We start from the raw sequence: 18,183 nt of genomic DNA, 5'->3' as shown, positions 1-18,183 counted from the left end.
CCCCACCGCCCGGAGGAAGCGTCATGCCCGATCGCCTCGCCCAGCACGTCTTACGGTGGCGGCGCAGCAGCCGCAGCACAGGGATGAACAACTGCGTGGAGACCGCTCCGTTCGAGAGCGGACGGCTGCTGGCCGTGCGCGACTCCAAGGACGTGGCCAGGACACCCCTGGAGTTCTCCACCCCGGCCTGGACGTCCTTCGTCTCCGGCCTGAAACGCTGAACCGGACCGCGCCTCAGTCCCGGGGCGCGGTCTGCCGCACCGTCGCCACCGCCCGCGCGATCTGTCCGTCCGTCAGGTCGGCGCGGGCGGTGAGCCGCAGCCGCGAGATGCCGTCGGGAACGGACGGCGGGCGGAAGCAGCCGACCGCCATCCCGGCCGCCCTGCAGTCGGCGGCCCACCGGACGGCGGCGTCGGGCGAGGGCGCCCGGACCGAGACGACGGCCGCGTCGGGCCGCACGGCGGTCAGACCGGCCGCCGTCAGCCCCTCGTACAGCGCGGTGGCGACCGTACGCGCCCGGAGCGCGCGCTCCGGTTCCCGGCGCAGCAGCCGCAGTCCGCCCAGGGCCGCGCCGACGGCCGCCGGGGCGAGCCCGGTGTCGAAGATGAACGTACGGGCGGTGTTGACCAGGTGGTCGATGACCCGGGCGGGGCCCAGGACCGCGCCGCCCTGGCTGCCCAGCGACTTGGAGAGGGTGAGCGTGGCGACGACGTCCTCGTCGCCCGCGAGTCCCGCCGCGGCGAGCGCGCCGCGTCCGCCGTCGCCGAGGACGCCGAGCCCGTGCGCGTCGTCCACCAGGAGCGCGGCGTCCTCCGCCCGGCAGACGGCGGCCAGCCGGTCCAGCGGCGCGGCGTCGCCGTCGACGGAGAAGACCGAGTCGGTGACGGCCAGCTTCCGGCCGGGGTGCCCGCCGAGCGTCTTGCGGAGGGCTTCGGGGTCGGCGTGCGGGACGACGGCTGTCTCGGCCCGGGAGAGCCGGCAGCCGTCGACGATGGAGGCGTGGTTGCCCGCGTCCGACGCGATGAGGGAGCCGCGTCCGGTGAGTGCGGTGAGGGCCGCGAGGTTGGCGGCGTAACCGGAGGAGAGGACGAGAGCGGCCTCGAAGCCGCAGAACGCGGCGAGTTCGCGTTCGAGTTCCGCGTGAAGCGCGGTCGAGCCCGTGACGAGACGGGAGCCAGTCGATCCGCCGCCCCAGCGGCGTGCCGCGTCCGCCGCGGCGGAGGTGATCTCGGGGTGCCGGGTCAGGCCGAGGTAGTCGTTGCTCGCGAGATCCAGCAGCTCCGCGTCGGCGTCCCGGGGCCGCAGCCTGCGGACCAGCCCCGCGTCCGCGCGCCGGCGGGCCTCGTCGTCGATCCAGTCGAACGGGGTGGCGGGCATGGGCGTCCCTCTTGTAGGCAGTTCACAGACCCTAACCGCGCTCACGACGAGACACGGTGTGGCAATGCACACACCCCCCGTGAGCTCTGTTGTCCGGTTCCTCCTTGGCTACGGGCGGTGCCGTGCGTCAGGATCGTCGCCATGGACCTCCTGAACACGCTGGTGGACAAGGGGCTGCGGCGCGAGCTGCCGACCCGTGAAGAAGCGCTCGCCGTACTGGCGACCCCGGACGACGAACTGCTCGACGTGGTGGCCGCGGCCGGCAAGGTGCGCCGTCAGTGGTTCGGGCGGCGGGTGAAGCTGAACTATCTGGTCAATCTGAAGTCCGGGCTCTGCCCCGAGGACTGCTCGTACTGTTCGCAGCGGCTCGGCTCCAAGGCCGAGATCCTCAAGTACACCTGGCTGAAGCCCGACGAGGCGTCGAAGGCGGCGGCCGCGGGGGTGGCCGGGGGCGCCAAGCGCGTCTGCCTGGTGGCCAGCGGCCGGGGCCCGACGGACCGGGACGTCGACCGGGTCTCGAAGACCATCGAGGCCATCAAGGAGCAGAACGAGGGCGTCGAGGTGTGCGCCTGCCTCGGTCTGCTCTCCGAGGGGCAGGCCGACCGGCTGCGCTCGGCGGGCGCCGACGCGTACAACCACAACCTCAACACGTCCGAGGGGACGTACGGGGAGATCACCACCACCCACACCTACGCCGACCGTGTGGACACGGTGCACCAGGCGCAGGCCGCCGGTCTCTCCGCGTGCTCGGGGCTGATCGCGGGCATGGGCGAGAGCGACGGCGACCTGGTCGACGTGGTCTTCTCGCTGCGCGAGCTGGACCCGGACTCGGTGCCGGTCAACTTCCTGATCCCGTTCGAGGGGACCCCGCTCGCCAAGGAGTGGAACCTGACGCCGCAGCGCTGCCTGCGCATCCTGGCGATGGTGCGGTTCGTCTGCCCGGACGTCGAGGTGCGGCTCGCGGGCGGGCGCGAGGTCCATCTGCGTTCGATGCAGCCGCTCGCCCTCAACCTGGTCAACTCGATCTTCCTGGGCGACTATCTGACCAGCGAGGGCCAGGCGGGCCAGGCGGACCTGGACATGATCGCGGACGCCGGCTTCGAGGTGGAGGGTGCGGGTACGACGACGCTCCCCCGGCACCGCGCGGACGTGGCGGCCGGCTGCGGCTCGCACGCCGGTGATGCGGCATCGGAGTCGGGAGGCTGCGGTTCGCACGGAGGTGGCTGCGGCCCCTGCGGCGAGGCGCCGTCGGCGGAGGCCGAGACCGTCGCCGCCGCTGCGGAGGCTTCGGAGCCGCAGGTTCCGGGTGCCCGTACGGATCTGGTAGCGGTCCGCCGCCGCGGCGCGGGCACGGATCTCGCTCCCAATGCCTGAGCCGCTCTCCCCCGCCGTACTCCGGGACCTGGACCGGACGCACGTCTGGCACCCCTACGGCCCGATGCCGGGCCGGCAGGAGCCGCTGATCGTGGAGTCCGCGTCCGGGGTCCGGCTGCGGCTCGCCGAACCCGCCCACGGGCAGCACGAGTTGGTCGACGGGATGTCGTCCTGGTGGTCCGCCGTGCACGGCTACAACCACCCGGTGCTGAACGAGGCGGCGCGCGGTCAGCTGGACCGGATGAGCCATGTGATGTTCGGCGGGCTCACGCACGAGCCCGCCGTGCGGCTGGCTGCCCGGCTGGTGGAGATCACCCCGGAGCCGCTGCGCCACGTCTTCCTCGCCGACTCGGGCTCCGTGTCGGTCGAGGTGGCCGTGAAGATGTGCCTGCAGTACTGGCGCTCGGCCGGGCGGCCGGCCAAGAAGCGGCTGCTGACCTGGCGCGGCGGGTACCACGGGGACACCTGGCAGCCCATGTCGGTGTGCGACCCCGAGGGCGGGATGCACGAGCTGTGGTCGGGCGCACTGCCGCGTCAGGTCTTCGCCGACGAACCGCCCGCCGGATACGACGCCGAGCCCGACCCCGCGTACGCGGCACACCTGCACGAGCTGATCGAACGGCACGCGGACGAGCTGGCGGCCGTGATCGTGGAGCCGGTGGTCCAGGGCGCCGGGGGGATGCGCTTCCACTCCCCCGGCTATCTGCGGGTGCTGCGCGAGGCGTGCGACGCGTACGGCGTGCTGCTCGTGTTCGACGAGATCGCCACGGGCTTCGGCCGTACGGGACAGCTCTTCGCCGCCGGCCACGCGGGGGTCTCCCCGGACGTGATGTGCGTGGGCAAGGCGCTGACCGGCGGCTATCTGACCATGGCGGCGACGCTGTGCACGAGCGAGGTGGCCGAGGGCATCTCGCGCGGCGAGGTGCCGGTGCTCGCCCACGGCCCGACGTTCATGGGCAATCCGCTCGCCGCCGCGGTGGCCTGCGCCTCCATCGACCTGCTGCTCGGCCAGGACTGGGCGCAGGAGGTCAAGCGCATCGAGGCCGGGCTGACCGAGGGGCTGGCTGGGGCGCGGGCGCTGCCCGGGGTCCGCGATGTGCGGGTCCTCGGCGCGATCGGCGTGGTGCAGCTGGACCACGAGGTGGACATGGCGGCGGCGACAGCGGCGGCGGTGCGCGAAGGGGTGTGGCTGCGGCCGTTCCGCGACCTCGTCTACACCATGCCGCCGTATGTGACCGGTGACGACGACGTGGCACGGATCTGCCGCGCCGTGTGCGCTGCGGCGCGGGAGGGCTGAGACATGGGCGTTCTGGTGGTGACGGGCACCGGCACGGAAATCGGCAAGACGATCGTGACGGCCGCCGTGGCGGCGGCCGCCGCGCACCGTCGGGTGGCGGTGCTCAAGCCGGCCCAGACCGGTCTGGAGCCGGGCGAGCCGGGCGACGCGGCCGAGGTGGCGCGGCTGGCGGGCACGCATGTGACGGCGGTCGAACTGGCGCGTTTCCCCGAGCCGTTGGCGCCCGCGACGGCGGCACGGCGGGCCGGAATGGAGCCGGTACGCCCGTACGAGATCGCCGAGGCGGCGGCGAAGCTGGCCGCCGACCACGACCTGGTCCTGGTCGAGGGCGCGGGCGGGCTGCTCGTACGGTTCGACGACGAGGGCGCGACCCTGGCGGACGCGGCCCGGCTGCTGGCGGCCCCGGTCCTGGTGGTGGCCCCGGCCGGTCTGGGCACGCTGAACTCCACGGCGCTGACGGCGGAGGCGCTGCGGGCCCGGGAACTCGACTGCCCGGGCGTGGTCATCGGCAGCATGCCGGGCGCGCCGGACCTGGCGGAGCGCTGCAATGTGGCGGACCTGCCGGTGGCCGCGGGGGCCCCGCTGCTCGGCATCGTTCCCGAAGGTGCGGGGTCGCTCGCACCGGCGGATTTCCGTGCGCGGGCGGCGGACTGGCTGGCGGAACCGCTGGGCGGGCACAGGCCGCTGGGCTGAGCGGAGCGCATGCCGGGGGCCGCGGTGTCCGGCGGGGCGCCATGGTCTCGGGCGTCCCCGTCCGGCTCGGCCGCGGGACCCCCGGCTCGTGCTCCTTCGCCGCCCGGCTACGTCGCCCGTAACGGGGCAGAATCGAAGGTGCCGGACCTTTGCCTTTCCCGGCCGCTCGGGCCGCGCGGGGCGTACGCCGCCGCCGGCGCGGGCGATCCGGTCCTTCGAGGAGGTCGCCATGCGGCTGCGGAGTACGAGAACCCCCAGGGACGCGGTGCACCACCCCGTCTTCGCGCGCTGCTACGCCCGGATGAGCGTGGCCGCCGAGTCCGCCGCCGGTCTGGCGGCGATCCGGGCGGAGCTGCTGGCCGGGCTCACCGGGCGGGTCATCGAGATCGGCGTCGGCAACGGCCTGAACTTCGCCCACTACCCGCCCCCGGTGTCGGAGGTGGTGGCGATCGAACCCGAGCGCACGCTGCGCCGCCTGGCCGTGCGCTCGGCGCTGCGGGCGGGCATCCCGGTGGATGTGGTGCCGGGGACGGCGGAGGCGCTGCCGGTGAAGAGCGAGGCCTTCGACGGGGCGGTGGCCTCGCTGGTGCTGTGCACCGTGAGGGACGTGGAGCGGTCGCTCGCGGAGATCCGGCGGGTACTGCGCCCGGGTGCCGAGCTGCGGTTCTTCGAGCACGTCCGGGCGGACGAGCGGGCCATGGCGGCGACCCAGCGCGCCCTGGACCGTACCTTCTGGCCCTGGGTGGCCGGGGGCTGTCACACCTCGCGCGACACGCTCGCAGCGATCACGGCGGCCGGCTTCACGGTGGAGTCGTACCGGCGGGTCAACCTGCCTGAGGGGGGCATCCGGCTGCCCACCTCGTCCTGCGTGCTGGGCGTGGCACGCGGACCTGTCGTGACGACACGGCGGTAGGCCACACCCTCGCTCACAGACTCCACTGGCGCAGTTCGTCGGCGATGGCCCGGACATCGGCCTCGCCCTGTTTCACCAGCAGGGCCAGATCCCGCACCTGCTCGGGCGACGTGATGACCTTGAGTCCGGACGCCACCAGATAGCCGTAGGCGACGGCGGAGGCGAACATGGCGTTGGAACGTTCCAGTGCCGGGACGTGCAGCAGCAGTTGCAGCAGGGCCGCGGCCCTGGAGTGCGGATCGCTGTAGACGGGGCTGCCGAAGATCTCCGCCTCGTGGCGCGCGACGGCCGCGACCAGGGCGCCCCAGTCGGTCACCTGCGGGTCGCCGGGCGTCTTGTGCTCCGCGACCATGAGCAGCCAGGAGAGTTGGATCCGGAGGTTCAACGGGTGCCTTTGCCCTCCGTGCCGAACTCCTCGGCGAACACCGATTCGTACTGCTTCATGAAGTCCGCCGCGGCCTCGACGAAGGTGTGTCCCACCTCGCCCGCGTCCTGTTTGACGAGCTCCTCTATGTAGCGGTTCACGCTCATCCCCCTCTGGAGCGCGCGTTGCCTCGCGGCCTCCGCGGTGGCCTCGTCCACTCGAACGTTCAGCTGTGTCTTGGGCACCCCCTCACGCTAGCGCGCAATCGCTAGCACCGGCAAGAGGAGGGACGCGGGCGGGAGTCCGGCGGCCGCCGCGCGCCCGTCCCGCCGGGATGTCGCGGACCTATTCCGCACCCCGGCCCCCCAGTGCTCGAACACGTGGTCATAATTCCTGCTCAGGTAGCCGAAGTCACCGCAGTCGGCCACGTCTCGGCGCCGCAGGTGCGCCAACCGACCAGATCTCGCGACGACTCATGGAGTGACATTGAGTACGACGACGTTCCGTTCCCGCATCACCGCCCGGCTCGGACGCAGCTACCTGGCCCGGATCCAGAAGCACGGACTCGGGTCCTCCACCATCAAGCTCCTCCCCGAGCAGCTGTTGATGCCGCTGCGCAGGGAAGGGCTCGACCCGGTGCGGCAGCTCGCCGACGTCAGGGCGAGCTCGCCGGTGACCAGGGTGGCCCTGCCGTTCGGCATGGACGCCTGGGTGGTCACCGGCTACGAGGAGTCGAAGGCCGTGCTCGGCTCCACCGAGGGCTTCAGCACCGACTTCGCCCATCTCGCGGGCAACGCGGGCATAGTCGCCGAACACAGCCCCGGCGGGCTGGGCTTCAGCGATCCGCCGGTGCACACGCGGCTGCGTCGCATCCTGACCCCGGAGTTCACGATGCGCCGGCTGCGCCGCCTGACGCCGAGGATCGACGCCATCGTCGCGGAGCGCCTGGACGCGATGGCCGCCGCGCCGGGACCGGTCGACCTGGTGCACGCCTTCGCGCTGCCCGTGCCGTCCCTGACCATCTGCGAACTGCTCGGGGTTCCGTACGAGGACCGCGACGACTTCCAGAAGCTGGCCATGGACCGCTTCGACCTGTTCGCCGGGACGACCGCGCCGTTCGGCGCCATGTCCGCGTCGCTCGACTACTTCCGGGGCGTCGTCCGGGCCCAGCGGCGCGACCCCGGCGACGGCCTGCTCGGCATGATCGTGCGGGAGCACGGGGACAGCGTCGACGACGAGGAACTGGCGGGCCTGGCCGACGGGGTGCTCACCGGCGGGTTCGAGACGACCGCCAGCACGATCGCGCTCGGCGCCCTCGTCCTGCTGCGGAACCCGGAGGTGGCGGCGCGGCTGCGTACGGACGACGGCGTGACGGCGCCCTTCGCGGAGGAGGTGCTGCGCTACCTCTCCGCCGTGCAGATCGCCTTCCCCCGGTTCGCCCGCGAGGACATCGAGATCGCCGGGGTGGTCATCCCGCGCGGCGACATGGTGCTCTGCTCGCTGAGCGGGGCCAACCGGGACCCGGCGTACGTCACGGACGACGGGCGTTTCGATGTGGACCGGGTCACTCCGGCCGGCCACCTCGCCTTCGGGCACGGCATCCACCGCTGCATCGGCGCGGAGCTGGCCCGGATGGAGCTGCGTTCCGCCTTTCCGGCCCTGGTCAGGCGGTTTCCCGAGATGCGGCTCGCCGCCCAGCCGCAGGACCTGGCCTTCCGCAAGCTGTCGATCGTCTACGGCATCGACGCCCTGCCGGTACGGCTGCGCTGAGCCGGCCCGTACCAGCCGCGAGCCGTCCTGTACGGCGTCGAGCCGCCCCCGTACCGGGCGGGAATCCGCTCGCACAGGAAAACGATCATCTGATTGGCTCACCGCATGAGTGATCTCGACATACGCCGCGCAGTCCCGTCCGACATCGACGCCGTGCTGGCGTTCTGGCGCACGGCGGCGGAAGGCACGAGCATCAGCGACGACCACGAGGGCGTGGCTCTGCTCATCACCCGCGATCCCGGCGCGCTGCTGCTCGCGGAGCGGAGGGGCACGCTCGTGGGGACGGTCATCGCGGGCTTCGACGGCTGGCGGTGCTCCGCCTACCGGCTGGCCGTGCATCCGGACCACCGGCGCCAGGGCATCGCGACCGCCTTGCTGGAGGCGGCGGAGCAGCGCTTCACCGAGCTGGGCGGCCGACGGGTGGACGCCATGGTCCTGGAGGAGAACGCGCGCGCCCACCACACCTGGCAGGCGGCCGGCTACGACCGCGAGAACCACTGGCGGCGATGGGTGAAGCCACTCGGGGGCGGGAACAGGGGCAGGTGACCGAGAAGTACGCCACTTTGCCGATCCTTTACTATGAGGGTTCAGTCCTTCCCTTCCGACGAGAGGTGTGAGCGTCCGCCCATGGGCGAGCCTCCCAGTAGCCGCAGCCGCCGACATCGCGCGGTCCACCAGTCCCTGCCCGATCATGGGACGGAGGTGAACCGATGACCGAAGTGCTTCTGCTGCTCGTTGCGGTACTGCTCTCCCTCGCCTGCGGCGCCTTCGTCGCGGCGGAGTTCTCCTTGACCACGGTCGAGCGCGGCCAGCTGGAGAAGGCCGTCGAGCAGGGCGAGCGCGGGGCCGCGAGCGCGATGAAGGCGGTACGCGGTCTCACCTTCCAGCTGTCCGGGGCCCAGCTCGGCATCACCGTCACCAACCTGGTCGTCGGCATGCTCTCCGAGCCTTCCATCGCCAAGCTCATCCGGGGGCCGGTGGAGGCCGTCGGCCTGCCTTCCGGCGTCGCGTCGTCCGTGGCGCTCGTCATCGGCACGGCCCTGTCGACCGTGTTCCTGATGGTCGTCGGCGAGCTGGTCCCGAAGAACTGGGCCATCTCCTCGCCGCTCGCGGTGGCGAAGGCCGTCGCCACCCCGCAGCGGGCCTTCACGGCCGTCTTCCGGCCCTTCATCAGCCACCTCAACAACACGGCCAACCGGATCGTGCGCCGCTTCGGCCTCGAACCCACCGAGGAGCTGGCCTCTGCACGCAGCCCCAAGGAGTTGGTGGCGCTGGCCAGGCACTCCGCAAAGGAGGGGGCGCTGGAGGCGGACACCGCCGAGCTGTTCGTCCGCACCCTCAGCCTGCCCGAGCTCACCGCGGAGAACGTGATGACCCCGCGCGTCCAGGTCACCGCACTGGAGGTCGGCGCGACCGCCGAGGACGTCGCCAACGCGACCCGGGCCACCGGTCTCTCCCGCTTCCCCGTGTACCGGGGCAGCCTCGACAGTGTCGTGGGCGTGGCCCACATCAAGGACGTCCTGGCGATCCCCGCCGAGCAGCGGCCCCGCAAGCGGGTGTCCGAGATGCTGCGTGAGCCGGTGCTCGTCCCCGAGACACTGACCGTGGACCGGCTGCTCGACCGGCTGTCGGGCAAGCTCGCCATGGCGGTGGTGATCGACGAGTACGGCGGCACGGCGGGCGTCGTGACGCTGGAGGACATCGTCGAGGAGGTCGTCGGTGAAGTGCGGGACGAGCACGACCCGCACGAGACGCCGGACCTCGCACCGGCCGGTGAGGACGCCGACGGACGGGTCCTGTGGTCGGCGGACGGCGCCGCCCGCACGGACCAGCTGGAAGCGATCGGGCTGCGGGTGCCGGACGGCCCCTACGAAACCCTCGCGGGCCTGATCGCCACGGAGGTCGGCCGCATCCCCGCCGTGGGCGACTCGATCGAGCTGGCCGGCTGGCGGCTCGATGTGGTGGACGCCTCCGGGCGCCGCGCCGCCCGAGCGCTGCTGCACGCGCCGCTGACAGGTTCCCACCAGCCGTCGGAGGATGAGCGATGACCGCCGTACAGCTCTTCATCGGTCTGCTGACACTGGTGGTGAACGCGTTCTTCGTCGGCGCGGAATTCGCTCTCATCTCGGTGCGCCGCAGCCAGATCGAACCACAGGCCGAGGAGGGCAACCGGCGGGCGCGCAGCGTCATCTGGGGGCTCGAACACGTCTCGGCCCTGCTCGCGGCGGCGCAGCTGGGCATCACGCTGTGCACCCTGGTCCTCGGTATCGTCGCCGAGCCCGCGATCGCGCATCTGCTGGAGCCCGTCTTCGACGCGGTGGGTGTGCCGCACGGACTGGTCCATCCGATCTCGTTCGTCATCGCGCTGTCGGTGGCGACCTATCTGCACATGCTGCTGGGCGAGATGGTGCCGAAGAACATCGCACTGGCCGAGCCGGTACGGTCCGCGCTGCTGCTCGGCCCGCCGCTGGTGACGCTGGCGCGGGCGCTGCGCCCGGTGATCTTCGCGATCAACGCCTTCGCCAACGCGCTGCTGAAGCTGTTGCGGGTGGAGACGAAGGACGAGGTGGCGGCCACGTTCTCGGACGACGAACTGGCCCGTCTGGTGAAGGACGCCGGCGATGCCGGGCTGGTCGACGACCGGGCGGCCGAGCGGCTGCGCCATGCGCTGGAGCTGGGACGGCGGCCGGTACGTGACGTGGTGCTGCCGGTGGACCGGGTGATGTACATCCGGGTCGGGGCGACGCCGGAGGATCTGGAGCGGCTGTCGTACGAGACGGGGTTCTCGCGCTTCCCGGTGATGGACGCCGAGCAGCGCATCCTCGGGTACCTCCACGTGAAGGACGCGCTCGACGTCACCCCGCGCGACATGCCGTTCCCGGTCTCCTCGATGCGGCCGATCGCCCGGGTGCGGGCGGCGACACCGCTGGACGACGCGCTGACCGCGCTGCGGCGCAGCCGTACGCACCTGGCGGCGGTGCTCGACGACGACGGCAGGCTGGCCGGCATGGTGACCATGGAGGACGTGCTCCGGGAACTGGTGGGGCGTCCCCAGAGCCGCTGAACCCTGATCGGTGGCTCCGGGGCCCGGCTCCCGGAGCCACCGATCACCCGGCGGCACCGTGGCGCACCGCGATACGATCGCCTCGCCATGGAATTCAATGCCTCTTACACCAGTCTCGTCGCGGTCGGCGACTCGTTCACCGAGGGAATGTCGGACCTACTGCCCGACGGCTCGTACCGGGGATGGGCCGATGTGCTCGCCTCGCGGCTCGCCGCCCGCACGCCCGGCTTCCGGTACGCCAACCTCGCGGTACGCGGCAAGCTCATCAGCCAGATCGTGGACGAGCAGGTGGACGTGGCGGCGGCGATGCGGGCGGATGTGGTGACGCTGGTCGGCGGCCTCAACGACACCCTCCGCCCCAAGTGCGACATGGGCATGGTGCGCGGACGGCTGGAGGAGGCGGTGGAGCGCCTGGCGCCAACCTGCAAGAAGCTGGTGCTGATGCGCAGCCCCGGCCGCAACGGCCCCGTGATGGAGCGGTTCCGGCCGCGCATGGAGGAGCTGTTCACCCTGGTCGACGAGCTGGCGGCGCGCCACGACGCCGTGGTCGTCGACCTGTACGGCGCTCCGGCACTGGGCGATCAGCGCATGTGGGACGTCGACCGGCTGCACCTGACGGCCGAAGGGCACCGCCGGGTCGCCGAGGCGGTCTGGCAGTCCCTGGGGCTGCCGCAGGAGAGCGACTGGCAGACCCCGCTTCCCGCCTCCGCCCCGCCGCGCTGGGCCGCCCGGCGGGTGGAGGACGTGCGCTTCGCCCGGCAGCACCTGCTGCCCTGGATCGGCAGGCGGCTCACGGGGCGCTCGTCCGGCGACGGACGGGCGGGAGCGCAGTTCAACGCCGAGCTGGGCCGGGCGTTCTGGGTCACCCCGCACGAGGAGGGCGCGGCGGCGCCGGTGGCCGCGTGGCGCCGGGTGGAGAGCGGCGAGCACTGAGGCGCGGCGCTCGTCCGGTTCGTAGCAACCCACAAACCGGACCTCGGCGCTGAGCTGCACAAACCGCCAGTAGAATCAGGACACGTGACTGCTGTGTCTGCGAAGCCTCGCATCCCCAATGTCCTGGCCGGCCGCTACGCCTCCACGGAGCTGGCCGTCCTCTGGTCCCCCGAGCAGAAGGTGAAGCTGGAACGCCGGCTGTGGCTGGCGGTGCTGCGCGCCCAGAAGAACCTCGGGATCGAGGTGCCCGACGCCGCCCTCGCCGACTACGAGCGTGTCCTCGACCAGGTCGACCTGGCCTCGATCGCCGAGCGCGAGAAGGTCACCCGGCACGACGTGAAGGCCCGGATCGAGGAGTTCAACGCCCTCGCCGGTCATGAGCACGTCCACAAGGGCATGACCTCCCGCGACCTCACCGAGAACGTCGAGCAGCTGCAGATCCGGCTCTCCCTGGAGCTGATGCGCGACCGCACCGTGGCCGTCCTGGCCCGCCTCGGCAAGCTTTCGGCCGAGTACCGCGAGCTGGTCGTCGCAGGCCGCTCCCACAACGTCGCAGCGCAGGCCACCACCCTCGGCAAGCGCTTCGCGACCGCGGCGGACGAGCTGCTGGTGGCGTACGGCCGGCTGGAGGACCTGCTGGGCCGCTACCCCCTGCGCGGCATCAAGGGGCCGGTCGGCACCGCGCAGGACATGCTGGACCTCCTCGGCGGTGACGCCGGGAAGCTGGCCGAGCTCGAAGAGCGCATCGCCGGCCACCTGGGCTTCGCCCAGGGCTTCACCTCGGTCGGCCAGGTCTATCCGCGGTCGCTCGACTACGACGTCGTGACCGCGCTGGTCCAGCTGGCGGCGGCACCCTCCTCGGTGGCGAAGACCATCCGGCTGATGGCCGGCCACGAGCTGGTGACCGAGGGCTTCAAGCCGGGCCAGGTCGGCTCGTCAGCGATGCCGCACAAGATGAACACCCGCTCCTGCGAGCGCGTCAACGGCCTCATGGTCATCCTGCGCGGCTACGCGTCGATGACCGGCGAGCTGGCCGGCGACCAGTGGAACGAGGGCGACGTCTCCTGCTCCGTGGTCCGCCGGGTGGCCCTGCCGGACGCGTTCTTCGCTTTCGACGGGCTGGTCGAGACTTTCCTGACGGTGCTCGACGAGTTCGGCGCCTTCCCCGCCGTCGTGGCCCGCGAGCTGGACCGCTACCTCCCCTTCCTCGCCACGACCAAGGTCCTGATGGGCGCGGTGCGCGCGGGCGTCGGCCGCGAGGTCGCCCACGAGGCCATCAAGGAGAACGCCGTCGCCTCCGCCCTCGCCATGCGTGAGCAGGGAACCGAGCGCAACGAACTGCTGGACAAGCTCGCGGCCGACGAGCGCATCCCCCTGGACCGCGCCCAGCTGGACGAGCTGATGGCCGACAAGCTCTCCTTCACCGGCGCCGCGGGTGACCAGGTCACCGCGCTCGTCTCCCGGATCGAGGAGATCACCAAGCAGCACCCCGAGGCCGCCGCATACGCCCCGGGCTCCATCCTCTGACGGCGACGGCAACGGTCACCGCATCCCTCAGATGACGCCCGAAGAGCTCCAGGCCGCCCGCGACCGCGTTGTTCCCGACGTGGTCGCGGGCGGCCTGCGCGTCCTGTTCTGCGGGATCAACCCGAGCCTCACCACAGCGGTCACGGGGCACCACTTCGCCTTTCCCGGCAACCGTTTCTGGCCCGTGCTCCACCTTTCGGGCTTCACCCCGCGACAGCTGCTCCCCGCCGAACAGGCCGAACTGCTCGACCACGGGCTGGGCATCACCAACGTCGTCGCCAGGGCCACCGCACGGGCCGACGAGCTGTCCGCCGAGGAATTCCGGGCCGGCGGACGGATTCTGACCGCCAAGGTCGAGCGACTGCGCCCGCAATGGCTGGCCGTGGTGGGCATCACCGCCTATCGCACGGCGTTCGGCGACCGCCGGGCGCACATCGGGCCCCAGGAGCGGACGGTCGGCGGAGCCCGCGTATGGGCGCTGCCCAATCCGAGTGGCCTCAACGCCCACTGGACGGCCCGGACCATGGCCGAGGAGTACGGCCGCCTGCGCACCGCCGTCGAGGCCGACTCCCCTTAGGACGGGGCCTCCCGGCCGGCCCCGCGCCTGCGGGGCACCGGCCCCGCTTCCCTGGTGCCGGCCCCGTATCTCTCCCGGGTTCCAGCCCCGCGCCGCCCAGGCGCCGGCCCGATGTCTCTCCCCGGCGCCAGTCCCGTGTCTCCCGGGAGCAGTCAGGGCGGGTCGATCTCCGTCACGACCACGCTCAGCTCGCAGCCGGAACCGCCCTCTTCCAGGGAGAGCGCCAACGCTATCCAGCGCTCCTCGATGTGCCAGAGGTGCAGGTACTCGCACCCCGCGACGGTGTCCGCCCACGGCGCGGGTATCTCCTCGCCGGACACCAGCCGCTCCTGGGCGCTGAACAGGCTGACCGGCTCCGGGTCACCCCAGCGGCTGCCGAGCAGCGTGACCAGCGCCTCGTGGTCCGCGAGGCACTGGGCGCGGCGCTCCAGCCGCGCGGCCTCGTCGTCCTCCCAGGCGTCGTCCATGTGGAGGAACGCCGTGTGGTAACCGGGACCGCTGACTCCCGAACCCGACCGAACACGTTCCACAGGGAACTCGCGGGTGCGCATCCCGTCGATGAGGCGGAGGTGATGTCCGGTGGTCATGCCGTCAGTAAACCTCCCTCCACTGACAATCGGAGTTTCGCTCCGCACTTTGAGACGGTTTCATCCACCTCGTCCCCCGGACAGGGTTGCCTAGGCGTCCCGGCGCTTCAGCCACCACCAGCCGGCGAGCAGGGCCGCGGCGGCCCATGCAGCGGTGACGGCCAGTCCCGCCCAGGGGCCGAGGCTCCCTTCGGTGTGCTGGTGCAGAACCAACTGCCCGGCCCGGTCGGGCAGGTAGTCCGCAGCGCTGCCGGCGACGTCCCCGACCACGAACGACACGATGAGAATGAAGGGGATGAGCACGCTGAGGACAGCTACCGCGCTTCGCAGCAGGAACGTCAGACCGGCCGCGAACAACGCCATCAGTGCCAGGTAGACCCCTCCCCCGAACGCCGCACGCAGAGCGCCCGGTTCGCTCAGCCCTATGGCGTCGTCCCCCATGAACAACTGGCCCACGAGAAAAGCGCCGAAGCTGGTGACGAGCCCGACCCCGAGCCCTGCCGTCCCGATGAGGGACACCTTGGACGTGAAGAAGAGCGTCCGATTCGGAACCGCGGCGAGCGACATGCGCAGTGCGCCGTTGGCGTACTCGGTCGATACCGCCGTCGCGCCGAAGCTGATGGCCGCGATCTGGCCGAAGTTCAGCGCGTAGAAGGCTCCGAAGAGCAGCTCGGCATCGGCGTCGTCCGCCTCCGCCCGGCCCACGGTGGCGGCGGTGAGCACGGCGATCGCCATCGTCACAAGGAGGATGGCCGCCAGCGATCCGAGCACGGACCGCACCGACCTGATCTTGATCCATTCCGAGTGCAGAACGGTGGTAACGGGCATGGTCAGACCTCCTGGCGGGTGGCGGACGTGAACTCCGTCGCGTCTGCGGTGAGATCGAGGTATGCCTGCTCCAGCGTGGTGTGCTCGTCCATCAGCTCCACGACCGGGATGCCTGCCCTCGCTGCCATTGCGCCTATCTCCTCGGCCTTGACGCCCTCGACCGTCCAGCGGCCGTCCTCGCTCGGCACGGCCCGGTATCCCTCGCGGGTCAGGACCTCCCCGAAGCGGGTGGGTTCGGTCGTGCGCACCCGGACACGGGGCCGGCTGCGGGAGTCCAGAAACGTACGCATCGGGAGATCTGCCAGCAGCCGCCCCTTTCCGAGCACGATCAGATGGTCGGCGAACGAGGACGTCTCGTTCATCAGATGGCTGGAGACCAGCACCGTGCGGCCCTCACGGGCGAGTCGCCTCATCAGTTCGCGGATCCAGACGATGCCTTCGGGATCCAGCCCGTTCGACGGCTCGTCCAGCATGATGATGTCCGGATCTCCGAGGAGGGCGGCCGCTATGCCCAGGCGTTGGCGCATGCCGAGCGAGAACGTCCTGATCCTCCGCCCGCCGACGGGCCCGAGACCGGTCTCCTCCAGCACCTCTTCGACCCGGGCGGCACCCAGGCCGTTGCTCACGGCGAGGGCCAGCAGGTGGTTGCGCGCCGTCCGAGCCCCGTGGGCGGCCTGCGGATCGAGCAAGGCTCCGACGCGCCGCAACGGGTCGGTCAGTGCCGTGTAGGGCCGCCCGCCGATCGTCGCGGTGCCGCTCGTGGGGCGGTCCAGGCCGAGGACCAGCCGCATGGTGGTGGACTTCCCGGCGCCGTTGGGGCCGAGAAACCCGGTCACGCGGCCGGGCCGCACCTGGAAGGTGAGGCGGTCCACGGCAAGGTTCCCGCCGTAGTCCTTGGTGAGCTCGTGGACATCGATGCTGGTCATGTCCTCAGCCTCGTCTCCGGGCCGGCTCCTCTCCTCCCCCGCGCGTGTGGATCACCTCCCTCGCTCGGGGGAGTTGCCGTGTTCCTCCCACTGGCACGATGGCGGCATGTACCACTTCCTTCGCCCGTTGACCGCCTCGGTCACGTACACCCGCTGGCTGCACCTGCTCATGCCCGCTGCCGTCGTGAGCGTGTGGCTGTTCATCTCGATGGACACGCCCTGGGTGCCCGTGGTTCTCGCCGCGATGGTCGGCCTGATACCTGGGATGCGCCTCGCGGAGGGAATCCAGGCGCAGTTGCTGCTTACTCCCGCGGAGCGCGGTGATTCGGACGCCACCATCTCGGTGGCTCCGTCGACGTCGTGGTCGGAGCGCTGGAGGACCGCTCTCTGGCTGGAGATACGGCTGCTCGGTACAGGACTTACCGGGCTGGCCACGGTGTTGCTGTCGACGACCGCCGTCGACCTGGTGCGGTCCTCGTTCGGTTGGGCATCGACCGGTCAGGGGTTCGCCACCGGGCTGGGGGCGCACTGGTGGGCGGCTCTCCTGTCCCCCGTCCCTGTCGTGATGCTGTTCGCCGTGGTGGTGAGCTGCGGCGAGATCATCACGGCCGCCGCCCGGTGGCTGCTGGGTCCGACACCGGTACAGCGCCTGACCGCGCTGGAGGAGCGCACCGAGCAGCTCCTCGAACGCAATCGGATCGCACGCGAACTGCACGACTCGATCGGGCACGCCCTGACCGTGGCCGTGGTGCAGGCGGGTGCGGCACGGGCGACACAGGACCCGGACTTCACCAACCGGGCCCTTGCGGTGATCGAGGAGACGGGACGGGACGCCCTGGAGGATCTGGAAAGGGTGCTGCGAGTGCTGCGCGAGACGGACGCACCCCCCGGGCAGCGGCCGTCGCTGACCGAGGCCGACAGGTTGCTGGATTCCGCGCGGGGCTCCGGCGCCAAGGTCGACGCCGAGGTGACCGGGCCGCTGGAGCTGGTGCCGGAGCCGGTGTCCCGGGAGGGGTATCGCATCCTTCAGGAGTCCCTCACCAATGTCCTGCGGCACTCGGGAGCCGTTCCGGTCCGCGTCCGCATCCGTGTCGCGGACGGCAGGCTGGAGCTGGAGGTGAGCAACCCGCTCCCGGTATCCCCGGGAGCACCGGGCCGCGGTGGCAGCGGGCTGCGGGGAATCCGGGAGCGCGCGGCGCTGCTGGGCGGAAGGGCCAGGACAGGGCCGTCCGACGGGGAATGGACGGTGCACGCGAGCCTCCCGCTGCACGGAATAGGCTGACGCGATGCCGGTAACCGTTCTTCTGGTCGACGACGAGCCCCTGGTCCGCACGGGACTGCGGGCTGTCCTGGAGGCCCAGCCCGATATCGAGGTCGTGGGTGAGGCGGGCGACGGCGCCGCGGTCATCCCCCTGGTACGGCAGTTGCGCCCCGACGTGGTGGCGATGGACGTCCGCATGCCGCTCATGGACGGCATAGAGGCCACCCGGGTAGTGCTGCGCACCGTGCCCGAGCCTCCGAAGATCCTGGTGGTGACGACATTCGAGAACGACGAGTACGTCTACGAGGCGCTGCGCGCGGGGGCGGACGGCTTCCTCCTCAAGCGGGCCCGGCCGGCGGAGATCGTTCACGCGGTCCGGCTGGTGGCGGAGGGAGAGTCCCTCCTGTTCCCGGCGGCGGTCCGGCAGCTCGCCGCCGAATACGGCACGAACAAGGCGCGCGAGGCGCTGAAGCGGGCCGCGCTCACCCAGCGTGAGGCAGCGGTGCTGCGGCTGATGGCCCGAGGGCTGACCAACGCGGAGATCGCCGACAAGCTCGTGGTGGGGGTGGAGACGGTGAAAACCCATGTCAGCGCCGTGCTGGCGAAGTTGGGCGCGCGCGACCGCACCCAGGCGGTGATCGCCGCCTACGAGTCGGGGTTCGTCGCTCCGGGCTGATCGCGGGCCTTGCCCC

At 71.6% G+C, this 18,183-nt stretch carries 20 protein-coding genes; 14 read left to right on the top strand and 6 right to left on the bottom strand.

The window, feature by feature from the left end; translation table 11 throughout:
- Positions 1-23: 23 nt before the first annotated feature.
- Positions 24-221, top strand: coding sequence for a DUF397 domain-containing protein (locus tag EAO73_RS28680; RefSeq protein WP_147974416.1), 198 nt, complete (start codon positions 24-26; stop codon positions 219-221).
- A 13-nt stretch (positions 222-234) separates the two neighbouring features.
- On the opposite strand, the gene EAO73_RS28675 is transcribed toward EAO73_RS28680, so the two are convergent.
- Complete coding sequence (locus EAO73_RS28675) at positions 235-1,377, bottom strand: 8-amino-7-oxononanoate synthase (RefSeq protein ID WP_147974415.1); 1,143 nt, start codon at positions 1,375-1,377, stop codon at positions 235-237.
- A gap of 141 nt (positions 1,378-1,518) precedes the next feature.
- Here EAO73_RS28675 and bioB point away from each other — a divergent pair, with 141 nt between their 5' ends.
- The 4 genes from bioB (at position 1,519) to EAO73_RS28655 (ending at position 5,654) form a co-directional block, all read left to right on the top strand.
- Positions 1,519-2,751, top strand: coding sequence for a biotin synthase BioB (gene bioB / locus EAO73_RS28670; protein WP_147974414.1), 1,233 nt, complete (start codon positions 1,519-1,521; stop codon positions 2,749-2,751).
- Positions 2,744-4,048, top strand: a complete 1,305-nt coding sequence (locus EAO73_RS28665; protein WP_147974413.1) for an adenosylmethionine--8-amino-7-oxononanoate transaminase — start codon at positions 2,744-2,746, stop codon at positions 4,046-4,048. The genes bioB and EAO73_RS28665 overlap by 8 nt, the downstream gene beginning before the upstream one ends.
- 3 nt (positions 4,049-4,051) lie before the next feature.
- Complete coding sequence (gene bioD, locus EAO73_RS28660; protein ID WP_147974412.1) at positions 4,052-4,741, top strand: dethiobiotin synthase; 690 nt, start codon at positions 4,052-4,054, stop codon at positions 4,739-4,741.
- A 229-nt stretch (positions 4,742-4,970) separates the two neighbouring features.
- Positions 4,971-5,654 (top strand): class I SAM-dependent methyltransferase, encoded by a 684-nt coding sequence (locus EAO73_RS28655; RefSeq protein WP_147974411.1) that lies wholly within the window; start codon positions 4,971-4,973, stop codon positions 5,652-5,654.
- A 13-nt stretch (positions 5,655-5,667) separates the two neighbouring features.
- Here the strand turns inward: EAO73_RS28655 and EAO73_RS28650 are convergent, their stop codons facing one another.
- Positions 5,668-6,039: a fic family toxin-antitoxin system, toxin component gene (locus EAO73_RS28650; protein ID WP_147974410.1), complete on the bottom strand. Its 372-nt coding sequence runs from the start codon at positions 6,037-6,039 to the stop codon at positions 5,668-5,670.
- A complete protein-coding gene (locus EAO73_RS28645; RefSeq protein WP_026242932.1) occupies positions 6,036-6,263 on the bottom strand; it encodes a hypothetical protein in 228 nt (75 codons plus the stop codon). The genes EAO73_RS28650 and EAO73_RS28645 overlap by 4 nt, the downstream gene beginning before the upstream one ends.
- A 241-nt stretch (positions 6,264-6,504) precedes the next feature.
- Here EAO73_RS28645 and EAO73_RS28640 point away from each other — a divergent pair, with 241 nt between their 5' ends.
- The 7 genes from EAO73_RS28640 to mug all read left to right on the top strand — a co-directional run bounded on the left by EAO73_RS28640 (position 6,505) and on the right by mug (position 13,889).
- The gene (locus tag EAO73_RS28640) at positions 6,505-7,788 is read left to right on the top strand and encodes a cytochrome P450 (protein WP_147974409.1); all 1,284 of its coding nucleotides are present in this window, start codon (positions 6,505-6,507) and stop codon (positions 7,786-7,788) included.
- A 105-nt stretch (positions 7,789-7,893) separates the two neighbouring features.
- Positions 7,894-8,334, top strand: a complete 441-nt coding sequence (locus EAO73_RS28635; protein ID WP_147974408.1) for a GNAT family N-acetyltransferase — start codon at positions 7,894-7,896, stop codon at positions 8,332-8,334.
- A gap of 164 nt (positions 8,335-8,498) precedes the next feature.
- Complete coding sequence (locus EAO73_RS28630; RefSeq protein WP_147974407.1) at positions 8,499-9,836, top strand: hemolysin family protein; 1,338 nt, start codon at positions 8,499-8,501, stop codon at positions 9,834-9,836.
- Positions 9,833-10,852, top strand: coding sequence for a hemolysin family protein (locus tag EAO73_RS28625; protein ID WP_147974406.1), 1,020 nt, complete (start codon positions 9,833-9,835; stop codon positions 10,850-10,852). Before EAO73_RS28630 ends, EAO73_RS28625 begins: the two co-directional genes overlap by 4 nt.
- Before the next feature lie 87 nt (positions 10,853-10,939).
- The gene (locus tag EAO73_RS28620) at positions 10,940-11,785 is read left to right on the top strand and encodes an SGNH/GDSL hydrolase family protein (RefSeq protein ID WP_147974405.1); all 846 of its coding nucleotides are present in this window, start codon (positions 10,940-10,942) and stop codon (positions 11,783-11,785) included.
- Positions 11,786-11,869: 84 nt separating this feature from the next.
- Complete coding sequence (purB, locus tag EAO73_RS28615) at positions 11,870-13,312, top strand: adenylosuccinate lyase (protein WP_191134262.1); 1,443 nt, start codon at positions 11,870-11,872, stop codon at positions 13,310-13,312.
- A 31-nt stretch (positions 13,313-13,343) separates the two neighbouring features.
- On the top strand, positions 13,344-13,889 hold the full coding sequence (mug, locus tag EAO73_RS28610) for a G/U mismatch-specific DNA glycosylase (protein WP_147974404.1): 546 nt from the start codon (positions 13,344-13,346) through the stop codon (positions 13,887-13,889).
- 152 nt (positions 13,890-14,041) lie between these two features.
- On the opposite strand, the gene EAO73_RS28605 is transcribed toward mug, so the two are convergent.
- The 3 genes from EAO73_RS28605 to EAO73_RS28595 all read right to left on the bottom strand — a co-directional run bounded on the left by EAO73_RS28605 (position 14,042) and on the right by EAO73_RS28595 (position 16,230).
- Entirely contained in the window at positions 14,042-14,476 is a 435-nt protein-coding gene (locus tag EAO73_RS28605; RefSeq protein WP_147974403.1) for a hypothetical protein, read from the bottom strand.
- Positions 14,477-14,566: 90 nt separating this feature from the next.
- Positions 14,567-15,304: an ABC transporter permease gene (locus EAO73_RS28600; protein WP_147974402.1), complete on the bottom strand. Its 738-nt coding sequence runs from the start codon at positions 15,302-15,304 to the stop codon at positions 14,567-14,569.
- A 2-nt stretch (positions 15,305-15,306) separates the two neighbouring features.
- Entirely contained in the window at positions 15,307-16,230 is a 924-nt protein-coding gene (locus tag EAO73_RS28595; RefSeq protein ID WP_147974401.1) for an ATP-binding cassette domain-containing protein, read from the bottom strand.
- A 106-nt stretch (positions 16,231-16,336) separates the two neighbouring features.
- Between EAO73_RS28595 and EAO73_RS28590 the strand changes: the two genes are divergently transcribed.
- Both EAO73_RS28590 and EAO73_RS28585 read left to right on the top strand, forming a co-directional pair.
- Complete coding sequence (locus EAO73_RS28590; protein WP_147974400.1) at positions 16,337-17,512, top strand: sensor histidine kinase; 1,176 nt, start codon at positions 16,337-16,339, stop codon at positions 17,510-17,512.
- A gap of 4 nt (positions 17,513-17,516) precedes the next feature.
- On the top strand, positions 17,517-18,167 hold the full coding sequence (locus tag EAO73_RS28585) for a response regulator transcription factor (RefSeq protein ID WP_147974399.1): 651 nt from the start codon (positions 17,517-17,519) through the stop codon (positions 18,165-18,167).
- Positions 18,168-18,183 lie beyond the last annotated feature (16 nt).

This window comes from Streptomyces sp. col6, assembly GCF_008042035.1.
Lineage (GTDB): Bacteria > Actinomycetota > Actinomycetes > Streptomycetales > Streptomycetaceae > Streptomyces.
This window is presented reverse-complemented; position numbering and strand designations above follow the sequence as displayed.

Excerpts from the sequence above, each read along its gene's own strand:
- EAO73_RS28680 (WP_147974416.1), top strand. The coding sequence starts at position 24 with ATGCCCGATCGCCTCGCCCAGCACGTCTTACGGTGGCGGCGCAGCAGC.
- EAO73_RS28675 (WP_147974415.1), bottom strand. The coding sequence starts at position 1,377 with ATGCCCGCCACCCCGTTCGACTGGATCGACGACGAGGCCCGCCGGCGC.
- bioB (WP_147974414.1), top strand. The coding sequence starts at position 1,519 with ATGGACCTCCTGAACACGCTGGTGGACAAGGGGCTGCGGCGCGAGCTG.
- EAO73_RS28665 (WP_147974413.1), top strand. The coding sequence starts at position 2,744 with ATGCCTGAGCCGCTCTCCCCCGCCGTACTCCGGGACCTGGACCGGACG.
- bioD (WP_147974412.1), top strand. The coding sequence starts at position 4,052 with ATGGGCGTTCTGGTGGTGACGGGCACCGGCACGGAAATCGGCAAGACG.
- EAO73_RS28655 (WP_147974411.1), top strand. The coding sequence starts at position 4,971 with ATGCGGCTGCGGAGTACGAGAACCCCCAGGGACGCGGTGCACCACCCC.
- EAO73_RS28635 (WP_147974408.1), top strand. The coding sequence starts at position 7,894 with ATGAGTGATCTCGACATACGCCGCGCAGTCCCGTCCGACATCGACGCC.
- EAO73_RS28630 (WP_147974407.1), top strand. The coding sequence starts at position 8,499 with ATGACCGAAGTGCTTCTGCTGCTCGTTGCGGTACTGCTCTCCCTCGCC.
- EAO73_RS28625 (WP_147974406.1), top strand. The coding sequence starts at position 9,833 with ATGACCGCCGTACAGCTCTTCATCGGTCTGCTGACACTGGTGGTGAAC.
- EAO73_RS28620 (WP_147974405.1), top strand. The coding sequence starts at position 10,940 with ATGGAATTCAATGCCTCTTACACCAGTCTCGTCGCGGTCGGCGACTCG.
- mug (WP_147974404.1), top strand. The coding sequence starts at position 13,344 with ATGACGCCCGAAGAGCTCCAGGCCGCCCGCGACCGCGTTGTTCCCGAC.
- EAO73_RS28605 (WP_147974403.1), bottom strand. The coding sequence starts at position 14,476 with ATGACCACCGGACATCACCTCCGCCTCATCGACGGGATGCGCACCCGC.
- EAO73_RS28600 (WP_147974402.1), bottom strand. The coding sequence starts at position 15,304 with ATGCCCGTTACCACCGTTCTGCACTCGGAATGGATCAAGATCAGGTCG.
- EAO73_RS28595 (WP_147974401.1), bottom strand. The coding sequence starts at position 16,230 with ATGACCAGCATCGATGTCCACGAGCTCACCAAGGACTACGGCGGGAAC.
- EAO73_RS28590 (WP_147974400.1), top strand. The coding sequence starts at position 16,337 with ATGTACCACTTCCTTCGCCCGTTGACCGCCTCGGTCACGTACACCCGC.
- EAO73_RS28585 (WP_147974399.1), top strand. The coding sequence starts at position 17,517 with ATGCCGGTAACCGTTCTTCTGGTCGACGACGAGCCCCTGGTCCGCACG.